We start from the raw sequence: 19,262 nt of genomic DNA, 5'->3' as shown, positions 1-19,262 counted from the left end.
CACCGATTACAGAGAAACTTTTCTAGTCTTCTATGTGGTCAGTCGTTGCTCAACTAGCATACTCTAAAAAGAGACCTAAAATTCACTTTTTCTTTTGATTCTTTTGGGCTGACCGAGTATATAGATGTCACTGACGGCTGCAGAGAGCCTGTTTTTCAACCTGTACTCAACTGCCTCAAAACCAGACCGGGCTTGGGCTGTGAATTGATTTGACTGCTGAGACTTGATAGCGCCTGATTGCCTATTTACTTTTTAGCACAGCACGCCCGACTCGTCTAGGCTGATTCGACTTTAACACTCAAGCTGTGTCCCAGGACGCTAAAGACTTGGCGGTAATCGAACAGTTCTAACAAATCGGCGTTGATTTTATTGTGAGCTGCTTCTTGCCGCAAAATTTTCATCGCTGCCTCTGTTCGCAGAGCTCGCTTGTAGGGGCGATCGCCTGCTGTCAGGGCGTCGTAAATATCCGCGATCGTCATCAATTGCGCTTGAATTGGAATTTCTGACTTGTTTAGGCCTCGCGGATAGCCTGTGCCGTCGAGTTTTTCGTGATGTCCGTAGGCAATGTCTGGAACATTTTTCAAATCCTTTGTCCAAGGAATTTGTTTCAGAAACTCGTAAGTGTGAGTTACGTGAAATTCTATTGCAGATCGTTCTTCCGGGGTCAGGTTGCCCCTCGACACCATCAATTGCACGATCTCGTCTGGGTTCAGCAGGGGTTTCTTTGCCCCATCTATATCTCTGTAAGTTTGTCGAGAAATTTCTCGCAGTTGAGCTAGGGGTTCTGCTGCCAAAATGTGAGGCTCGTTTGCCTCTAGCAGCACTTCCCAGTATTCTGCTAATCTGGTTTTCGCCTCTGCTAGCTTAGTGTCTAGCTGTTCGATTTCCTGGCATTGAGCGCACTCTGGCTCCTGGCTCGAGTGTTTTCGGTAGGCTGAATGCTCCAGCAAGTATTTATATTTAGACTGGACGCATTCCATTTCCATCGTCCGTTGAGCTAAGCCAAAGCGGTGGCGAATGACTTCTAGCTGTGCGGGGTAGAGCTTTTTCTGTTTGGTCAAAACTGCTTCGGGCACTCCTATTTTGCCAAAATCGTGCAGCAGGGCGGCATAGCGAAGTTCTTGAATTTGGCGGTTGTTAAAGTAAATAGAGCGCAGTTGTCCGCTGCTGACGGTGTTTACTTCTTCTGAAAGGCGTACTGTCAGGGCTGCTACTCGTTCTGAATGGCCGTAGGTACAGGGGTCTCTGGCTTCTATGACTTGCACCGAGGCTTTCACGAAGCCCTCGAACAAATTTTCTATGCTATCTTGGAGTTGATTGCGCTCGATCGAGATTGCTGCTTGAGAAGCGAGCGATCGAACTATCCTTTCTTCCCACTCCGAATACTGCTGCGTCGATTCCCAGGCATTGTCTGCTGTCAGCACCGTCTCTGCCTTTGTTTTGCGGTTGATCAGTTGCAGTACACCTATTGTCTCCCCCTGTCGGTTTTGCATCGGCAGTACCATTACCGAGCAAGTGCGGTAATCAATATCCCTGTCAAAACTGGTATCTAGCCGATAGGGTACGCCGGGGGGTAAGTCGTAGGCATCAGACAGGTTTAAACTTTGACCTGTAATTGCCACGTATCCTGCCAAGCTTTTGTCTGTCAGGGGCAGAGCAAACTCTTTAAACGACAGGCTCGGTTTAGAAGCGTTTTGGGCTACCTTGAACAGCAGCTTAGATGTTTCGTCGCTGTGATCTACTAAGTAAACGCTGCCAGCATCGCTGTAGGTAATTTCCCTACTTTTGGATAAAATTAAGTTTAACAAGTCGCCCAAATCTTGGGCGCTCGACAGAGCCGCGCCAATATCTAAAAGCTTTTCTATAAGATCGGTTTTTTCTGCTGCAGACTCGTTCCTGAACTCTGGCTTTTCAAATACGATCATGGTCGGATGATGGGGAATAGCCTTTTATACATTGAACGTTGGGCCTCTCGACTTTTTCACACCCGATTTTAACCCCAAGTCGATTTTTTATTTGCGAGCTTTCCGCGATCGGGGACTGTGGCTAGATCCAGGACTATTGTTGGGTCAACTGGCACTCTTTTAATCTAGCGCAGAAATCTCTTGGGCTAGGGCAAAGTCTTTCTCAGTTAAGCCTCCGGCATCGTGGGTTGTCAAGTTAACTGTTACTTTGTTGTAAGAGATTTCTATGTCGGGGTGATGTCCTGCGGCTTCTGAGGGAGCGACCAACTTATTTACAAAGGCGATCGCTTCGATAAAATCTTTAAATAAACGGGTAGAGCGCAGTTTTTTACCTTCAATTGTCCAACCTGACAAGTGACTGGCGCGCTCTTGAATTTCACTATGGTTAATTAGCTCAGCCATAATTTTTTTCTTTGGGATTAGCAATGGCAGATTAACTGCCCACGTGTAGAAACCCTGACCAAAAACTATCCGCTCTCACCAATAGCGTTTAGCCTCAAGTTTTAACACTCAAGATTTAACACTATTTGAGGTGAGAGCGGTCTAGCGGGTCTTCAGATTAGAACCTGACTGCCGGGAGAATCCCTAGCTCAGCCTGGTTCCCCGTGGAAGTCGTTTCCCGTTGGAGACGACGGCTGACTGCTAGTGAGCGGCCCCGGCGCACAGCCGGTAGTTTCCAATCTGATGACCCATGCGTTTACTACTTTCTATCATGGGCATCACCTCCAGTTTAGCTAAATGGCTTAATATTGGAACGCACATCACCTAAATACAAGATTTAAGGTGATGATTTGTGCGCTAGCCATTGCCAGCATTACCAGAAGAACTTGCGTTCTGAGTATCATTCTAGTAGTCACAATTATTAGAATAACACAAGGAATTAGAAGTGGGGGGATGCAAATTGAGATTTTTGTAAAATGATGGCAAATTACTGCTGCTGCAAGGTCTTCGATCGATCTCTACAGCAAGCGGGCGATCGCAGTTTCAGCCATTTGCCTATATTTTCTTCAGAATCCGAGCTGTGCGGTTATCAGGTGCATGGCAACTCTGGCGGCGGGGAAAGGCCGATCGATTTCTTACCAGATAGGAGAGTTCGCTAGATATAAAGACACAAGTTGTCCTAGCTACAGGCAGAGTTGGTTTTTGTACAAAATTAACTTTTTTTAGGGCGCTAATTCGATCGAATCCTGGAAACAAAAAGCTCCTGCCTGGTGGCGGGAGCTTTTTGAGCATTAAGGGTAAAGCCTAAACTGCTTTATCTTACCCTTTTAAAATGTTGGAAATTTTGATATTTGGCGCTGATTACAGAGCGTTACCGCGAGGCAGAACTTCTTCAGGGAAGATGTAGTTTTCGTGAGGTTGGTCCGTAGGAGCCATCCAAGCACGAATGCCTTCGTTAAGCAGAATGTTCTTAGTGTAGAACGTTTCAAACTCAGGATCTTCAGCAGCGCGCAATTCTTGTGATACGAAGTCATAGGCGCGCAGGTTCAATGCCAAACCGACGATGCCAATGGAGCTCATCCACAAGCCTGTGACAGGTACGAACAACATGAAGAAGTGCAACCAGCGCTTGTTGGAGAAGGCAATTCCGAAGATTTGCGACCAAAAGCGGTTAGCTGTAACCATCGAGTAGGTTTCTTCTGACTGAGTTGGGTTGAAGGCGCGGAAGGTGTTTGCGCCTTCGCCGTCTTCAAACAAGGTGTTTTCTACGGTTGCACCGTGGATGGCGCACAGCAGCGCGCCGCCCAAGATGCCTGCAACGCCCATCATGTGGAACGGGTTGAGCGTCCAGTTGTGGAAGCCTTGCAGGAATAACAAAAAGCGGAAAATTGCTGCGACGCCGAAACTGGGGGCGAAGAACCAGCCTGATTGACCCAAGGGGTAAAGCAGGAACACCGAAACAAACACGGCGATGGGGCCGGTGAATGCTAGGGCGTTGTAGGGACGGATGCCTACCAAGCGGGCGATTTCAATCTGACGCAGGCAAAAGCCAATCAGTGCGAAAGCGCCGTGGAGGGCGACGAATGTCCACAGCCCACCGAGTTGGAACCAGCGGGTGAAGTCCCACTGTGCTTCCGGGCCCCACAGGAACAGCAGGGAGTGTCCGAGGCTGTTGGCTGGGGTGGAGACTGCTACGGTGAGGAAGTTGGCTCCTTCGAGGTAGGAACTTGCCAAACCGTGGGTGTACCAGGAGGTGACGAAGGTGGTGCCTGTTAACCAGCCACCGATGGCTAGGTAGGCGCAGGGGAATAGCAGGATGCCAGACCAGCCTACGAAGACGAAGCGATCGCGTTTGAGCCAGTCGTCGAGTACATCAAAGATGCCTCTTTCGGTCTGGGCGCGTCCGACTGCGATTGTCATTTACGCAAATCTCCAAATGGATATAATTACAACGGATCTGTCTCTAGTCATGAGTCTTCCACCGTTGCCTCTGCTTAGCAGAAAACAAGTTGGATTATGAACAGAGTTTACTTTTCTTTACCGTATTGACGATTATAGAGGTAATTCTTTACAAGAGCAAGTTTTTATTAAAAAACTTCCGACTTTTGACTTTTGACTTGTGCGAAGTCCCCGAAGCCCTCGAAGTCCCCGAAGTCTTTGCCCTGCATTTGGGAACTTCTACTATATAGGAGTGTCTGCGCTTTGCGTCAGAAGCCCGGTGGCTTGGTAGATATATCGGCCTCAACCTCTGATTTTTCTAAGAAACTGGGTTTCCGCGGGTAAGTCCTATATATATACTGAGGATAGAGCTCCAAACTTAGGTTTTTAAGACTATATGTTCAGCATTGACATCATTGTGAAAAATACGCCCGTCTCGCTGTCGGTGCAGCGGAAGTTGGAGGAGGACGCTGAGACTGTTTACCAGCAGGTGCTGGCGGCGATTCGCAACTCCCAACCGCAAATTTTGGAACTCACCTGTGAGAAAAATCCTGAGAAAAAGGTGGCTGTACTCAGCAGCGAGATTTCTGGGGTGGTGGTTTCTCAGAAATCGGGGGCGTCATCTACAGGCAGATCCCCTGGTTTTGTCTCGATGACAGCAGAATGAGGGCTGGGGGTGTTGGTGCCGATATGAGCCAGTCAGCCGTTGCTGTGCGGGATTTGGGTTTTTGCTGGCCGTCGGGCGATCGAGTGTTGCAAGGTTGCTCTCTGGATGTACCGAAGGGCGAGTTTTGGATGCTTTTGGGCACTAACGGCAGCGGCAAGTCTACGCTGTTGAGGCTGATGGCTGGGCTGCTGCACCCCCAGTCGGGGGAAATTGATCTGAGTGGGCGGGTGGGTTTTGTGTTCCAAAATCCGGACCACCAATTGGTGATGCCGACGGTGGGTGCGGATGTGGCTTTTGGTTTGGTGGAGGAAAAGCTTTCTAATGTTCAGGTGCGGGCGAGGGTGGCGGAGGCTTTGGAGGCTGTGAATTTGCTGGATTTGCAGCGGCGGCCGATTTATGCTTTGAGTGGCGGTCAGAAGCAGCGAATTGCCCTGGCTGGGGCGATCGCCCGTCACTGCGAAATTCTGCTGTTGGACGAACCGACGGCTTTGTTAGATCCTGATTCTCAGTTGGATTTGGTGGCGGCGGTGCAGCGGTTGGTGAAAAATCGCGGGATTACGGCTTTGTGGGTGACTCACCGTTTGGATGAGTTGAATTATTGTGATGGGGCTTTTTTGTTGGAAAAGGGCGAAGTGGTCGATCGGGGAGATCCGGCGCGTTTGAAGCAGCGGTTGATGCAAAGTCAAGATGTTTAGCCCTCAAGCAATTTGAGAATTAAGTCATTCTGCGATTGAAATCGCTTCTACAAAAACGAAGTCTGCCTCGGCAGACTAAGAGAAGGGCTGCACGCCAAATCAATCTCGCAATCCTCGATCGCGCAACCAAGCATCTGCCCAAATTGTATCGGCTTCTGACAGCGGTGGTATGACTTCCCAGTTGCGATAATCTATCTTCAGGTCGTAACTTGCTATGTCGTAAATTTGAGTGAATAATTCCTGCAAATTGATTATAGGTTCGGTATCGCCCGATCGCAGTGGCAAAGGAAAGGCTGGCATCGGGTTCTGCAGGTTAAAAGCGTACAAATCTGCTTTGGGACGGCGATTTCCCCGACACACCAAAACGCTATAGTGGCTTTCAATGTCATTGCCAATAACTGGCATTTTTTGACCGCGCCGCAATAAATCTATTTCAATTAAATAAGTGCGACTGGATAAAATTTTTTCTCGCTTTTCTTCGTACATTTGTCGTCCTTTTCCTGTGCGCTTATTAGTAGGCGAGAGGATTTCAATAACTGTTATCAATTCTTTGGTTTCTCTTTCTATAATTTCTAAATAGCCTTCCCGAACCTGGTAGGGCATGGGAATAATTACTGTTAATGATTGTGTAGGCGGTGCTGCAACTTCTACGTTTGATGCTGTTGTTTCTGTTGCAGTTTGCGGCTGTATTACGTTTACGTCAGGAATGCCAATAACGGACAAATCATTGTCAGCGGTTTCATACATTCTCACTTCCAATGACACGAAATACTTAGGACGCAGTTGGGGAGATAAAAACCTGAAAATTTTACTAATCAGCAAGTGGTATATCCCAGGCCAAAAGTCGGGATGTTCTAAATACGGGTCCATGCCGGGAAAGGGAGATGGCATTGATGTCACTCCTTGACTCAAATCTATTTTCAGTTTAGCAACATTTTTTTTGGCAAATTAGGGTCGATCGCACTTCCTGTCAAATAGATTAATTCCTATTTGTGGAAGGGCGATCGCACTTTTCAACAATTAAACTTCGATCGGCAATTGTGTTGGAATTGCAACGCTGTTTTCATCCAACACAGACACCGCATTTACGAACACAATTGTATGCGGGACTGCCGGCATTAAGCGGCGCAGCGCGTTCAAGTAAGATTCGGCATCGGGACGGCGGGCGAAACGGGCGACTGTTAACCGCTGACAGTTGGGGAGGTGGCGAATTAGATGCCAAGGTTGAAGTCGATCGCGATATGTCGGTTGTTTTGGTATCATAGGAAAATCCTTCCCACTTTTGTGGGTGGTGAATGAAAGGCGATCGCTCTAGATTTCTCAGGTCGGAGGGCGATCGCTGTTAACTATCTTTATTAAAAGATATGAGCATAGCTGCTGTCAAGCATAAATGGGATTAATTCGATTGCGAGTTCGAGAACTCGCTGAGGAGAAGGGTTGGACGCTCAAAGAAGTCTCGGACAGAACGGGAATTCCTTACAGCACGGTTAAAAAATACGCCCAAGCTCCTAAACTGGCAACAGTGGACTATACGGCTTTGCAGAAACTTGCTGCTGTCTTCGATTTGATGATCGAAGATTTGGTGGAGGTTTTGGAACATTAAACTAATTTGTTAGCGGGAAGATGGGTCTAATTCGATTGCGGGTTCGAGAACTAGCCCAAGAGAAGGGTTGGACGCTTAAAGAAGTTTCTGAGCGATCGGGCATTCCTTACAGTACGGTTAGAAGTTATGCCCATTCTCCCAAACTGGCAACAGTAGACTATACAGCTTTGAATAAGATGGCTCGCCTGTTTGATATTGCGATCGAAGACTTAGTTGAGATTTTGGAACAGTAAAAAAAAATAATGCTCGCGAAGATTCAAAGAGAGTTGATTGTCTGAGGACATAACATTGTTGTGCTTCTAGTATTTTACTCAAAAAAACCAGGACACAACATTGTTGTGTCCCTAGTGTATTGTCGGCAATTGAGGAATCGTATTTTACTCAAAAAAGCTAGGAGACAACATTGTTGCGATTTCCTACCTCATCTCATATCCAAACAAATTCGGATCGACTTCTCCCAAATTCAAATCAGCCAAACCGTACTCAGCCCAACGCCTTTCTACCATCGCCGCCACATCGGGATCTGACTCCAAAACTTCCCCCCACTCGTGATCGCTTTCCGGCGGCATCTTCGTAGTAGCATCAATCCCCATTCTGCCTCCCAAACCAATCTTTTCACTGGCAAAATCTAACGTATCAAAGGGCGTATTCGGCAAAATAAATACATCCCGAACAGGATCGACTTTAGAACTAATTGCCCACACAACTTGACGCGGATCGCGAATGTTGATACTTTTATCTACAACAATCACGAACTTAGTGTAAGTAAACTGCGGTAATGCACTCCAAAATGCTAAAGCAGCCCGGCGCGCTTGACCGGGATATGCTTTATCGATCGAGATAATTGCCGCCTTATAACTCAGCGCTTCCATCGGTAAGAAGAAATCGACTATTTCCGATACTTGCTGCCGCAAAATAGGCGTATAAATACGGTTAAGCGCGATCGCCATCATTGCTTCTTCTTTCGGCGGCCGCCCGCTAAATGTGGTCAGATAAATCGGGTCTTTGCGGTGCGTCATGCAGTGGAACCGCACCAACGGCGAATCTTCCACGCCGCCGTAATAACCCATGTGATCGCCGAAGGGCCCGTCGGGCAGAACTTCCCCCGGCGTAATCGTTCCTTCTAACACGATTTCCGAGTCCGCCGGTACTTCCAAATCTACGGTTTTGCACTTCGCCAATTGCACGCCGGAACCGCCGTAAAGTCCGGCAAATAACCATTCCGATAAATCTACAGGAATTGGCGTTGCTGCGGCGAGGATGATCAGCGGGTCAACTCCAAGGGCGATCGCAACTTCCAACTTTTTACCAGCCTGCGCCGCTTTCCGCAAGTGCCGCGCCCCGCCCCGCACCGATAACCAGTGTACAGTCATCGTGTTTTTTGACTGCAACTGCAACCGATAAACCCCCACATTCGGCGTACCCGTTTCGCAATCTTTGGTAATTACCAAACCCAGGGTGATAATTTTGCCCGCATCTCCCGGATAAGGGCGAATCATGGGGATTTTGTTCAAATCCAGCCCTTCTCCCTCAATTACTACTTGCTGACAAGCGGGGAAAAAGTCGCGGCCGGGTTTGGCTTTCACTACGTCGAACAGGACTTTGCCGAATTCTATCGCTTGCGAAATCTTTTTCGGCGGTTTTGGCTGTTGCAGCATTCCTAATTTTTTGCCGAGCTCTTCTAGTTCTGCTGGCTTTTCCATGTTCATCGCCCAACAAACCCGCTGTTCCGTGCCCAACAGGTTAATGGCCACGGGGAAATCTGACCCTTTGACGTTTTCAAACAGCAGCCCAGGGCCGCCTTTTTGCAGCATTTGGTTGGAAATTTCGGCAATTTCGAGATCGGAATCGACTAAGGCGCTAATCCGGCGCAGTTGTCCCCGTTCTTCGAGTAGTTTTAGGAATCCCCGCAAGTCTCTTGCCATTTTTTTAAGAATTGTTAACGTTCTTTTGTTATTATGAGCCGATCGGCTCCCCCAAGTTAAACTGCGATGATAAGTTAATCAAAAATCCCCGATACTCCTTCGATAGATTGTGAAAAATCCCCGACGATCGCCTGAGCGATTTCGTAAAAACGGTCGTTCTCGCAGCCAACAGTTTTATCCGCGTCAACCTAACTGCCAACAATTGTTTGAGGCTTTGCTACCGCCGTCTAGCAGCAGGTGCGGGGAAGGTGCCATCGCCGACAAAAGCTCAGAGTGTGATCGGGGCCTAGCTATTTTGCTGCTAGACGCAGAAAACTTGAAACTTGACGTTAATGCTGAAAAATTTTTAGCCAGTTTGTATGGCTCTCCCCTACAAGTTAAAATTGCTTTTGCTAACTGGAAAAAGCCTACTACTGGCAAGTTGGATGCTGAACTTTACGATCGCGGTTACGAACTGATTCACGTTCCGGGTGGTGCTAATAGTGCTGACGGTAAAATGATTGCTTTTGGCGCTGCTATTTTATACCGTTATCGGGATGTAAAACAAGTTTTTGTCTGTTCTTCAGACGGTTTGTTAAATCACCTTTGCAATCAGTTGCAAAATCAGGGATTGACTGTGTTTCGGGTGCGACGACAAAATGCTGTGTTGTCTGTAGAAAATCTGCTGACGGGTGATACTAATCACTATTCTTGCAAAAGGGAACAGGAAGTCCCTAGTTTTGAAGAATTGGCTAATCAAATTGGTGAGTTTTTGAAGGCTGAACACAAATCTATTGATGAGCGCATAGCTCGCTTTTCTAGTGTGGCTGAGCTTTTTCAAGATCGTCGTACTGTGGCTTTCAATTCTACAACTACCCATGTAGCAGCACTGTCGGAATCAGGAGAAAACGAAGTGACTCCGGTGGGTGAAGTATCTTTGGATTCTGTTGCTCTCAATCAAAATTTGCTAGAAATAATTCCCGATCTCAATTCCAATCCTATTGAGTCGCTGGATATTTTAAAAAATATACTTGTGGAAATAATTGAAACTGCAAAACTTGAGTTAAAAGAGGATTATATTCCTGTGGCTAAAATTAAAAAATATTTTTTTGCCAAATATCAGTTTCATGCTGATTTAATTGTAAAAGAATTTTTGGGTAATACTTCTAGTCTAATCAAATTATTCCAGTCAGAATCTGCGGATTTTAAAGTAATATTAATCGGTAGCGAACATCAAGTGGCAATCATGCCAAAGATTGAAAGCTCAGAAGAAGAATAAAAATTATCAATTGGCGATCGCACTTCCCTAGCTTTTTTATAAATACGGCCCTACCTACGCTATAAATCGCCCGCCAAGCCGTGCGGAATTAGCCGAGTGCGATCGGACAAATCATTTTTTACGGCGGTCGCTAATTTCGAGCGTCAATCCTACGCGCAATAACTCCAATAAAACTCGCAGCAGTTAACGGTCAAAAACTTAATCTAATGTTAACCTTAATTTAAAACAAGCTTATTGTTATTGCACTCATTTCTTAATAGTTAAAAGTTTAATCTAAAATTAACCATAATTTAAAACAAGCTTATTGTTTCCTATGTCTTTAGTTAGGGATTTTAGTCTATCCTATGGAGGAGATTTGCAAAGCCTGCTATCAATATTGAGGACGAAAATTATGACTTTCTTCACAGCACGTTGGCGGCGTGCTTTTATAGTTACGCTAGCGGTAGCAGCATTTTCGCTCTCGTTGATTACTTCTGCTGTAGCTGCTGTCACACTAAACGGTTCGGGAGCAACTTTCCCTAAACCTCTTTACGATCGCTACTTCTCTCAGATGAGAAGTGCCAATCAAATTACTGTAAACTACGAAGGAACTGGCAGCGGTGCTGGTATCAAAGCATTAATTGCAGGCACTGTTGATTTCGCAGGCAGCGACGCACTGATGACGGCGGCGCAAATAGCCGAAGTAAAACGCGGCGTTATGGCGGTTCCCACTGCTGGTGGCGCTGTTGCAGTTGTTTACAACTTGCCCGGAGTGACCAATCTGAGGCTAAATAACGATGCCATGAAAGGCATTTTTGAAGGGAAGATTACTCGCTGGAACGATCCTAAAATAGCCGGAATTTCTGGACAAGCTAAAAACTTGCCAAATACTGCAATTCGAGTAGCTGTACGGGCAGACAGCAGCGGTACTAGCTTTATTTTTGCTAACCACTTGCAGGCGATCGGCAGCAGCATCAAAGCTGTCGCTCAACCGAATTGGCCAGACACCGCTGTCAGGGGTCCAGGAAACCCCGGCGTAGCTGCTTTGGTGAAAAATACAGCGGGTGCGATCGGCTACGTTCAAGATACTTTTGCTCGGCAAAACAATCTCCAAACAGCATTTCTTCAAAATAAAGCTGGCCGATTTGTAGATCCTAGCTTGGCTGAAGCAGAGAAAGCTTTAGCAGGGGAAACATTCCCCGCAGACTTCCGCTTAGTAGAAGGCAATCCCAATGATGGTTATCCGATTGTTGGCTTGACTTGGTTGTTAATCTACAAACAGTATCCTGCTGCGAAAGCAGAGGCTATTAAAAAGATGGTTAATTGGGTGATGACTACAGGTCAAGGTATCAACAAACAGCTAGAGTTTACTCAGATTCCTTCAGCTACAGCTCAAAAGGTGGTTCAAGCAGTTAATCAGACTGTGGTTGCCAGAAATTAATTGGGGCGATCGCACGGGGTTATGAGTTGACGAGTTCAATCGATGACTCAAAATTCATAAATTATCAGGTTAATGTGCCCTAATTTTACTGTGTAAGGTACGCAGTGCGTACCTTACAAACCAGGTTCGCAGGGCCCACCACGCCATTATAATTCCTCGTCCTTTAAGCAAATATTTCACTTGGTAAGCACTAATTTCGGTATGACCAATATTTCAAAAAAACGAAATAAATTGAATCGGAAACCGACAGAAATAAACACAGCATTAGACTTGACTGATACTTCTGGTGAAGGTTTATGGATCGAGTCGGGATTTACAATGTTTGTATGGGCTTTTGCCTTAGCGACAGCGGGCACGCTGTTCTGGATAAGCGCGATAATTTTTAAAGATGCTTGGCCAGCTATTAGCAATTTTGGACTCTCCTTCTTGTGGAATCCCAAGTGGGATATCGGCGAGTTGCAGTTTGGGGCATTGCCGTTTATTTACGGCACTGTGATTAGTTCTGCGATCGCCATAATCATCGCACTTCCTTTAGGGCTGTCAGTAGCTATAGTTACTAGCGAGAACTTCTTACCCGCTTGGGTGCGATCGCCCTTGGGATTCATGGTTGAATTAATCTCGGCTATTCCCAGCGTAATAGTTGGCCTTTGGGGAATCTTTGTTTTGATTCCCTTTTTGTTGCCATTGCAGCAGTCATTGTTTGATAATTTCAGTTGGTTTCCCCTGTTCAGCAGCGAACCTTTAGGCCCCGGAATGCTGCCGGCAGGAATACTGTTATCAATTATGATTTTGCCAACAGTAGCCGCCATCAGCCGCGATGTATTGCTATCTGTTCCAGTAGATTTGCGAAGTGCTTCGATGTCCCTCGGTGCCACCCGCTGGGAAACAATATTTAAGCTGTTATTACCAGCAGCTAGTTCAGGAATTATAGGCGCTACAATCTTGGCATTAGGACGCGCTTTAGGCGAAACAATGGCCGTCACAATGGTGATTGGCAACTCGATTCAAATCAACCAATCCCTGCTAGCTCCCAGCTACTCAATTCCTGCGGTTTTGGCAAGTCAATTTCGGGAAGCTCTCGAACCGCTGCACATTGGCGCTTTGATGTATTTAGCCTTGATTCTATTTGTCATCACTCTGTTGGTGAATGCAGTGGCAGTATTGCTGGTTAAGCTAATGGGCGTTAAGGGAGCTAAAAATTAAAAATGACTCAAGCACAAAAATCAAACACTATTCTGGATGCAGAAATCTACAACCCCCTGTCACTGAGCAGAAATTTGTTCAGTCGGGGAATGACACTTATTGCCTGCTTTCTCACAGCTCTTGCCGTGCTACCTTTGTTCGCTATTTTGTACAAAATATTGGGGGAAGGACTTACACACTTGAGCTGGGAAGTGCTAGTATCTTTGCCCGCCCCCGTCGGAGTTGAAGACCAGCCCAACGGCTTTGCCAATGCCATTCTCGGCACTGCTTTAATGGTGGGAATTGCGACATTAATCAGCGTGCCTATCGGCGTAATGACGGGAATATTTTTGTCTGAGTTTGGTAGAGAAAACAAAGCGATGGCCAATAGTATTCGCTTTATCACCGTCATTCTCAGTAGTGTTCCCTCGATCGTAGTTGGCGTCTTTTCCTACGCCCTAATTGTCGTTACCACCAAAGCATTTTCATCATTAGCAGGCGGTTTTGCCCTCGGCATCATCATGCTTCCAGTTGTTGCTCTGACAACAGAACAAGCATTAAAATTAGTGCCTACTTCTTACCGCCTCGCTTCTGCTGGTTTGGGAGGCGGACGCTTTCAAACTATGTTTCGCATTATCATACCCTCAGCACTTCCAACTATTACCACAGGTATTTTACTCGCTGCTTCCCGGGCCGCCGGCGAAACCGCGCCGCTGATTGTAACGGCGTTATCGAGTCAATTTTGGCCTCCTTTAGTTGATAAATTGGGCGAGATAATGCAGTCTCCTATAGGTGCAGAAACTATCTCAAAACTCAAAGAAATTCCCGAGACACTGCTGACTCCGACTCCTTCTATGTCGGTATTAATATATAGCTACGCCAGCTCTCCTTACAAGGAGCAGAACGAATTGGCATGGACTGCTGCCTCTGTCCTTTTGGGCATGGTTTTGATTGCTAGCGTCGCATCCCGTACAGTAACTCGGAAACGCTTGCAAAACCGATAAATCAATAACTAAAGTGCATCTGTCAGTCAAATATTAACAATATAACCCGCAAATAATGAAACCTAAAGCTAACTTGAAAGCAGAAAACTATACAGAGCAATTTCTAGACGAGCTTACCCCGGAAATTGACCCCAATGCAATGCCAGCACTGCGGGTTCAGGACTTGAGTTTTTATTACGGAACTCACAAAGTCTTAGAAAATTTATCGATGAATATTCCTCACCCGCAAATTACGGCGATTATTGGCCCTTCAGGTTGCGGCAAATCTACCTTTCTCAAAGCTCTCAACCGGATTGGTGAATTGGAGGGAAAGGTTCAAATTAAAGGAAGAGTAGAGTTTTTTGGACAGGATATTTACAGCAAGAAAGTAAACATTAATAGTTTGCGCCGCCAAATTGGGATGGTGTTTCAAAGACCGAATCCTTTTCCGCTGAGCATCTACGATAATATTGCTTACGGGGTGAGAATTTTTGGTCGCAAAAGCAAAGCAGAATTAGATGAAATTGTGGAATCTGCACTTAAAAGTGCGGCGCTTTGGAATGAAGTCAAAGACGATTTGAAGAAATCGGCTCAGGGGATTTCGGGCGGACAGCAGCAGCGGCTTTGTATTGCTCGCGCTTTAGCGGTAAAGCCAAAAATTTTGCTGATGGATGAACCTTGTTCTGCTCTAGATCCGATTTCAACGATGAAGATTGAGGAGTTATTTCAGACTCTGCGGCAGCAGTTAACTGTTGTGATTGTGACGCACAATATGCAGCAGGCGGCTCGTGTTTCTGATTACACAGCATTTTTTAATACTGATGAAAGTCGCATCGGCCGGCTGGTGGAATTTGGGCCGACAAGTAAGATTTTTACTTCTGCGGGCAATTCGAGTACGAGAGATTACATTCAAGGCCGTTTCGGTTAATACTAGGGTTCTTCCCTTTCTCTCAGTCGCTATATTCCGACAGGGGCTTAAGTCCCTGTCTCACAGTTAAAGTCTTCTTAAGAACACTATGAAATAGTAATAGTATTTGAGTTATATCAAATCCGTTAGCATCAGAATTATTCATCTCTCTGTTCTCTTCCTCTGCGTTCTCTGCGTACTCTGTGGTTTAATCATTCCAATGCAAGCGGAATTGATATTAGTGTTGACTCAGATTGGGCAACATTCTCAATAAGTATTTCAGTCCTCCTAGCTGGGGACTTGATTTTTGAGGCGGGGGTTTAAACCCCTGCCGGAATTATTGCAAATATTACTCGATGTAACCTAATATCAGTATGGCAATGAAAAGAAAACCGCTATATTTATGTCTTCACCGCTTCTTAAGCGAGAGTTAGGTGTTTTCGGCGCAACTCTCATGGGCCTGGGATCAATCCTCGGTACCGGAGTATTTGTGAGTATCGGTATTGCAGCGGAAGTTGCTGGGCCGGGAGTGATTTTGGCTGTAGGTATTGCGGCTTTAGTGGCTGTTTGCAATGGCCTTAGCAGCGCTCAATTAGCGGCAAATCATCCTGTTAGCGGCGGTACTTATGAATATGGCTACAAATATCTCAATCCTTGGCTGGGTTTTACTGCCGGCTGGATGTTTCTGTTGGCAAAAACGGCTTCTGCGGCTACTGCTGCTTTAGGTTTTGCGGGGTATTTTTTAAATGCAGTTGGTGTAGCCGATCGCACTTACCTGATCCTAACAGCTTTAGGATCCCTCGCCGCCCTCACTTTAATTGTATTGACGGGAATTAGGCGATCGAATATTGCCAATACTGCCATAGTCTCCGTTACACTTCTATCCTTAGCGGTGTTTGTTGCTGTCGGTTTGCCAGAGGTAAGGTGGGAAAGGCTCGCCCTAGAGAATGATAGCTCGATCGGCTCCATCCTCCAAGCCACCGCCCTGATGTTTGTCGCTTATAGCGGTTACGCCCGCATCACCACAATGAGCGAGGAAGTGCGGGAACCGAGGGAAACCATTCCCAAAGCCATAATTTTCACTTTGGTGCTGACAATGCTGCTTTACGTGGGGGTAGCAGTAGTTGTCGCCGGTGTGGGGGGAGCCGATAAATTGTCTTTACAACCAGGCGGCACGACTGCACCCCTGGAAGTCATCGCCCGCAGTTTCCCAATTCCAGGAGTTTCTCAACTGCTAGCCGTCGGCGCAATTACCGCTATGTTGGGAGTTTTGCTGAACTTAATTTTAGGGCTGTCGCGCATCTGGCTGGCTATGGGGCGGCGCTTGGATATGCCGAGAGTCTTGGCGCGGCTGAATCCTTCGGGGACAACTCCCTACGTGGCTGTGGTGGTTGTCGAAGTTACGATCGCACTTTTAATCCTGCTCGGCGATGTCAAAACCACTTGGTCATTTAGCGCTTTTAGCGTTCTGATATATTACGCTATCACCAACCTCGCCGCGCTGCAACTTTCCCCCGCCGAAAGGCTTTATCCGCAGTGGTTGGCTTGGGTGGGTTTGGGAAATTGTCTGTTTCTGGCTTTTTGGGTGGAAAGGGAAATTTGGCTGACAGGATTGGCATTAATTGCCGCCGGTTTAATTTGGCGGGCGATCGTCCGACTCCCGGCGAGAAACTAGAAGTGTGATAAATTGAAACAGCATCCCGCATTGTAGAGGGTCATGCCCGATCGAACTCCCTTGCTGGCGACTCAAGAATCTCTCGCATTCAGCGCCATCAGTCGCTATATAGCTCAAACCCTAATTACCATTCAGGAACAGCATCCCGAATGGATAGCTGAAAAATACAGGAAAACCCCCTGGGCCAAACCTGATTTTCAGTCAGTTTTGATTGGAAAATTGACAAAAAGTTTCACAGTAGCCAGCGATACAGATTCCCTGCTGCTGACTGCGAAAAAATACCTACAAATTCTGCTGATTCCAGAATTCGTTAATTCACCTCAATTCAGCAAATTATCTGCCAAAATTCAGCAGCTAGCCCAATCTCAAACAGCACCAGCTAAATCAGAAAACTCAGTTTCGTCAGAACCACCAACTCCAACAGCCAATCAACCAGCCCCGCTTCCTGTCGGCATTGCTATCTTGCTGCTAGATGTCGAAAACTTGCAACTCACCATCGAAACCGAAAAATTTCTAGAGGGAATTTGCCACTATCCCATCCAAATCAAAGTTGCCTTTGCCAACTGGCGCAGCATGGGCAAGAAAGATGCCGAATTTCACCAGCGGGGCTATCAACTAATTCACGTCCCCCCCGGCAAAGACAGCGCCGACTTAAAAATGGCTACAGTCGGCGCATCGATTTTCGTACATTATCCCACAGCCAAAGAGATTTTTGTCTGTTCGTCCGATCGCGCCCTCACTCACCTCAGCAATACACTGCAAGCCCACGGATTAACCGTATTTCAAGTCCGCAAACAAATAGATAAAATCATAGTTTTAAACAGCAAAACCGGACAAGTCGAAACCCATTCCCTGGTAACCACACCGGAAATTACACCCCTAGAGCAATTAGTTATTCAGCTAAAAGAATTAATAAAAAAAGAGCAAAAACGCACCTCAACTCAGTGGATCAAACTTTCTACTGTTTCAGCTTTATTTAGGGAAAATTACGGCTTAGTCCTAAATCAAGTTGTTTCTCATCATTTGCTCGGCACTAAAACCAGGGATATCTTTCTTAAATATCCCACCGATTTTGCCCTCCACAAACCCTCAGAAACTTCTCAAACTTATGTCACCCTTTTTGAAGTCAAACTGCCGCCCCCACCGCCAATACTTAACCAAGAAAATTTGAATAGCCACCAGGCACCACCTGCGAAGTTGACAGATATTAATTCTCTGGAAGACTTGGAAAGAGCTCTTGTCAAAATCGTTGGCGACTTAACTGGCAACTCTCCTGAAAATTCTGTATTTCTCTCCAATGTAGGCAGTGAATTTCACCGACAATACGGCAAACAAATCACCCAAATAATTAAAGATTTTAATCTGGGTAGAAAGTTTACGAAATTTTTGCAATCCTGCGCTTCTCTCCAGCTAAAAAAAGCCGAAAAAGGCTGGCAAGTTTCCCTCAATTAATTAAAATTTAAAATATATAAGCATCCCCATTACTAGCAACTTGAGTTATCATACAATCTGGACGTAAAGAAATGTAAAGGGATATGCAGGACAAAGTTGTGGTTGTGGTGGGGGCGACTGGCGGCATTGGTTCAGCGGTGGCCCGCAAACTCTCTGATGCGGGTGCGAGGCTAGTGCTCGCCGCCAGAGACAGCAGTAAATTAGACGCTTTAGCTAGCGAACTTTCAGCAACAGAGGTACTGTGCGTACCTACAGATATCACTGATTTGCCGCAAGTTGAGACGCTGATGCACAAAGCTGCGGCGCATTTCGGACAAATTGATGCCCTCGTAAACGCCGCCGGTGCGGGAATTCTCAAGCAGTGGAACAAGTTAGAACCTGCTGATTTAGATGCAATGCTTGACTTGAACTTAAAAGGCAGTTTTTACACGTCTCAAGCAGCGGCGAATGTGATGAAAGAGCGCAAATCGGGCCACATTTGCAATGTCGTCGGGATTTTGGGCAAGCATTCGATGGCGATGGGAACGGCTTATTGCGCTTCAAAGTTTGGGGTAGTTGGTTTCAGCAAGTGCATGGCAGATGAGCTGCGACGCTACGGCATTAAGTTTACGCTATTCTATTTTGGCGGGGTGGATTCTCCCTTTTGGGATCATGTGAGTTTGAAGGTAGACAGGTCAAAAATGCTGAGTACCGAAACTGCTGCAAATGCGATTATGTTTGCTCTTTCGGCTGACCCGCAAGCTGTGCCGGCGGAGATTAATATTCAGCCGGAAAGTCATTTGTTCTTTTAGCGATTGAGGAGTGATTTGAAGGCATTCAGGATTCGGCAGCGAAAGCTGAAAGCAAAAAAAATATGACATCTTTAAGTTTGAGAACTTGCGCAGAACCTAATTATGTAGGGTGCTTATGGACACACCTTACCGCTTGATGAAGACCTCGCGGTCAAATCCAAGTTATCGCAAACACCGGGTTTCTTTTAATTGCCGACCTATTTCTGCCTTCAGAGGGAGTTAGGGTATTCAATTTTGACGTTATTATTAAGCGCGCGCACAAAAAACACATGAAAAATATCCATTTCTCAGTTCCTCCCTTACAGTTTCCCATTGAAAATCAGCCGATTATCCATTTTTCCCTTTCCATTTTCAATTATTG

General features: G+C 46.3%; 20 protein-coding genes. 14 read left to right on the top strand and 6 right to left on the bottom strand.

The genetic code is table 11. The features are described from left to right. Positions 1-275: 275 nt before the first annotated feature. Together QUA57_RS00905 and QUA57_RS00900 are read right to left on the bottom strand one after the other, a co-directional pair. Complete coding sequence (locus tag QUA57_RS00905) at positions 276-1,925, bottom strand: HD domain-containing phosphohydrolase (protein ID WP_333063654.1); 1,650 nt, start codon at positions 1,923-1,925, stop codon at positions 276-278. Between the two features lie 159 nt (positions 1,926-2,084). Next, positions 2,085-2,366, bottom strand: a complete 282-nt coding sequence (locus QUA57_RS00900; RefSeq protein ID WP_333063655.1) for a 4a-hydroxytetrahydrobiopterin dehydratase — start codon at positions 2,364-2,366, stop codon at positions 2,085-2,087. 515 nt (positions 2,367-2,881) lie between these two features. Here QUA57_RS00900 and QUA57_RS00895 point away from each other — a divergent pair. Beyond that, positions 2,882-3,064 (top strand): hypothetical protein, encoded by a 183-nt coding sequence (locus QUA57_RS00895; RefSeq protein ID WP_333063656.1) that lies wholly within the window; start codon positions 2,882-2,884, stop codon positions 3,062-3,064. A 202-nt stretch (positions 3,065-3,266) separates the two neighbouring features. On the opposite strand, the gene psbD is transcribed toward QUA57_RS00895, so the two are convergent. Further along, positions 3,267-4,325 (bottom strand): photosystem II D2 protein (photosystem q(a) protein), encoded by a 1,059-nt coding sequence (gene psbD / locus QUA57_RS00890; RefSeq protein ID WP_006633757.1) that lies wholly within the window; start codon positions 4,323-4,325, stop codon positions 3,267-3,269. A gap of 89 nt (positions 4,326-4,414) precedes the next feature. Here psbD and QUA57_RS00885 point away from each other — a divergent pair, with 89 nt between their 5' ends. The 3 genes from QUA57_RS00885 to QUA57_RS00875 all read left to right on the top strand — a co-directional run bounded on the left by QUA57_RS00885 (position 4,415) and on the right by QUA57_RS00875 (position 5,705). Beyond that, positions 4,415-4,594, top strand: coding sequence for a hypothetical protein (locus QUA57_RS00885; RefSeq protein WP_333040787.1), 180 nt, complete (start codon positions 4,415-4,417; stop codon positions 4,592-4,594). Between the two features lie 146 nt (positions 4,595-4,740). Continuing rightward, the gene (locus QUA57_RS00880) at positions 4,741-5,010 is read left to right on the top strand and encodes a hypothetical protein (protein ID WP_190663726.1); all 270 of its coding nucleotides are present in this window, start codon (positions 4,741-4,743) and stop codon (positions 5,008-5,010) included. A 23-nt stretch (positions 5,011-5,033) separates the two neighbouring features. Continuing rightward, complete coding sequence (locus QUA57_RS00875; RefSeq protein WP_333058950.1) at positions 5,034-5,705, top strand: ABC transporter ATP-binding protein; 672 nt, start codon at positions 5,034-5,036, stop codon at positions 5,703-5,705. Between the two features lie 99 nt (positions 5,706-5,804). Here QUA57_RS00875 and QUA57_RS00870 read toward each other — a convergent pair whose 3' ends face one another. Beyond that, positions 5,805-6,596, bottom strand: a complete 792-nt coding sequence (locus QUA57_RS00870) for a DUF4058 family protein (protein ID WP_333058949.1) — start codon at positions 6,594-6,596, stop codon at positions 5,805-5,807. A 129-nt stretch (positions 6,597-6,725) separates the two neighbouring features. Then, on the bottom strand, positions 6,726-6,968 hold the full coding sequence (locus QUA57_RS00865) for a hypothetical protein (RefSeq protein WP_333058947.1): 243 nt from the start codon (positions 6,966-6,968) through the stop codon (positions 6,726-6,728). 127 nt (positions 6,969-7,095) lie between these two features. On the opposite strand from QUA57_RS00865, the gene QUA57_RS00860 reads away from it, so the two are divergent. Both QUA57_RS00860 and QUA57_RS00855 read left to right on the top strand, forming a co-directional pair. Next, entirely contained in the window at positions 7,096-7,308 is a 213-nt protein-coding gene (locus tag QUA57_RS00860; RefSeq protein WP_015176698.1) for a helix-turn-helix domain-containing protein, read from the top strand. 20 nt (positions 7,309-7,328) lie between these two features. Then, positions 7,329-7,541, top strand: a complete 213-nt coding sequence (locus tag QUA57_RS00855) for a helix-turn-helix transcriptional regulator (protein ID WP_333058945.1) — start codon at positions 7,329-7,331, stop codon at positions 7,539-7,541. A gap of 183 nt (positions 7,542-7,724) precedes the next feature. Here QUA57_RS00855 and QUA57_RS00850 read toward each other — a convergent pair whose 3' ends face one another. Beyond that, entirely contained in the window at positions 7,725-9,233 is a 1,509-nt protein-coding gene (locus tag QUA57_RS00850; protein WP_333058944.1) for a UbiD family decarboxylase, read from the bottom strand. 109 nt (positions 9,234-9,342) lie between these two features. On the opposite strand from QUA57_RS00850, the gene QUA57_RS00845 reads away from it, so the two are divergent. The 8 genes from QUA57_RS00845 (at position 9,343) to QUA57_RS00810 (ending at position 18,901) form a co-directional block, all read left to right on the top strand. Further along, positions 9,343-10,491 carry an NYN domain-containing protein gene (locus tag QUA57_RS00845; RefSeq protein ID WP_333058943.1) on the top strand — a complete coding sequence of 383 codons (1,149 nt, stop codon included), beginning with the start codon at positions 9,343-9,345 and terminating at the stop codon, positions 10,489-10,491. Between the two features lie 391 nt (positions 10,492-10,882). Beyond that, positions 10,883-11,911 carry a phosphate ABC transporter substrate-binding protein PstS gene (gene pstS, locus QUA57_RS00840; RefSeq protein WP_333058942.1) on the top strand — a complete coding sequence of 343 codons (1,029 nt, stop codon included), beginning with the start codon at positions 10,883-10,885 and terminating at the stop codon, positions 11,909-11,911. Positions 11,912-12,112: 201 nt separating this feature from the next. Further along, complete coding sequence (gene pstC, locus QUA57_RS00835) at positions 12,113-13,114, top strand: phosphate ABC transporter permease subunit PstC (RefSeq protein ID WP_333058941.1); 1,002 nt, start codon at positions 12,113-12,115, stop codon at positions 13,112-13,114. A gap of 2 nt (positions 13,115-13,116) precedes the next feature. Beyond that, the gene (pstA, locus tag QUA57_RS00830; protein WP_333058939.1) at positions 13,117-14,097 is read left to right on the top strand and encodes a phosphate ABC transporter permease PstA; all 981 of its coding nucleotides are present in this window, start codon (positions 13,117-13,119) and stop codon (positions 14,095-14,097) included. 55 nt (positions 14,098-14,152) lie between these two features. Then, entirely contained in the window at positions 14,153-15,004 is an 852-nt protein-coding gene (pstB, locus tag QUA57_RS00825; protein WP_333058937.1) for a phosphate ABC transporter ATP-binding protein PstB, read from the top strand. Between the two features lie 382 nt (positions 15,005-15,386). Continuing rightward, positions 15,387-16,658, top strand: a complete 1,272-nt coding sequence (locus QUA57_RS00820; protein WP_333058936.1) for an APC family permease — start codon at positions 15,387-15,389, stop codon at positions 16,656-16,658. A 42-nt stretch (positions 16,659-16,700) separates the two neighbouring features. Further along, positions 16,701-18,110 (top strand): NYN domain-containing protein, encoded by a 1,410-nt coding sequence (locus tag QUA57_RS00815; RefSeq protein ID WP_333058935.1) that lies wholly within the window; start codon positions 16,701-16,703, stop codon positions 18,108-18,110. A gap of 83 nt (positions 18,111-18,193) precedes the next feature. Then, positions 18,194-18,901: an SDR family oxidoreductase gene (locus tag QUA57_RS00810; RefSeq protein WP_333058933.1), complete on the top strand. Its 708-nt coding sequence runs from the start codon at positions 18,194-18,196 to the stop codon at positions 18,899-18,901. Positions 18,902-19,262 lie beyond the last annotated feature (361 nt).

It is taken from the genome of Microcoleus sp. Pol7_B2 (assembly GCF_036701035.1).
In the GTDB taxonomy this organism is placed as follows: domain Bacteria; phylum Cyanobacteriota; class Cyanobacteriia; order Cyanobacteriales; family Microcoleaceae; genus Microcoleus.
Note: the sequence above shows the minus strand (reverse complement) of the source record. Positions and strands in the feature narration are given on the sequence as shown.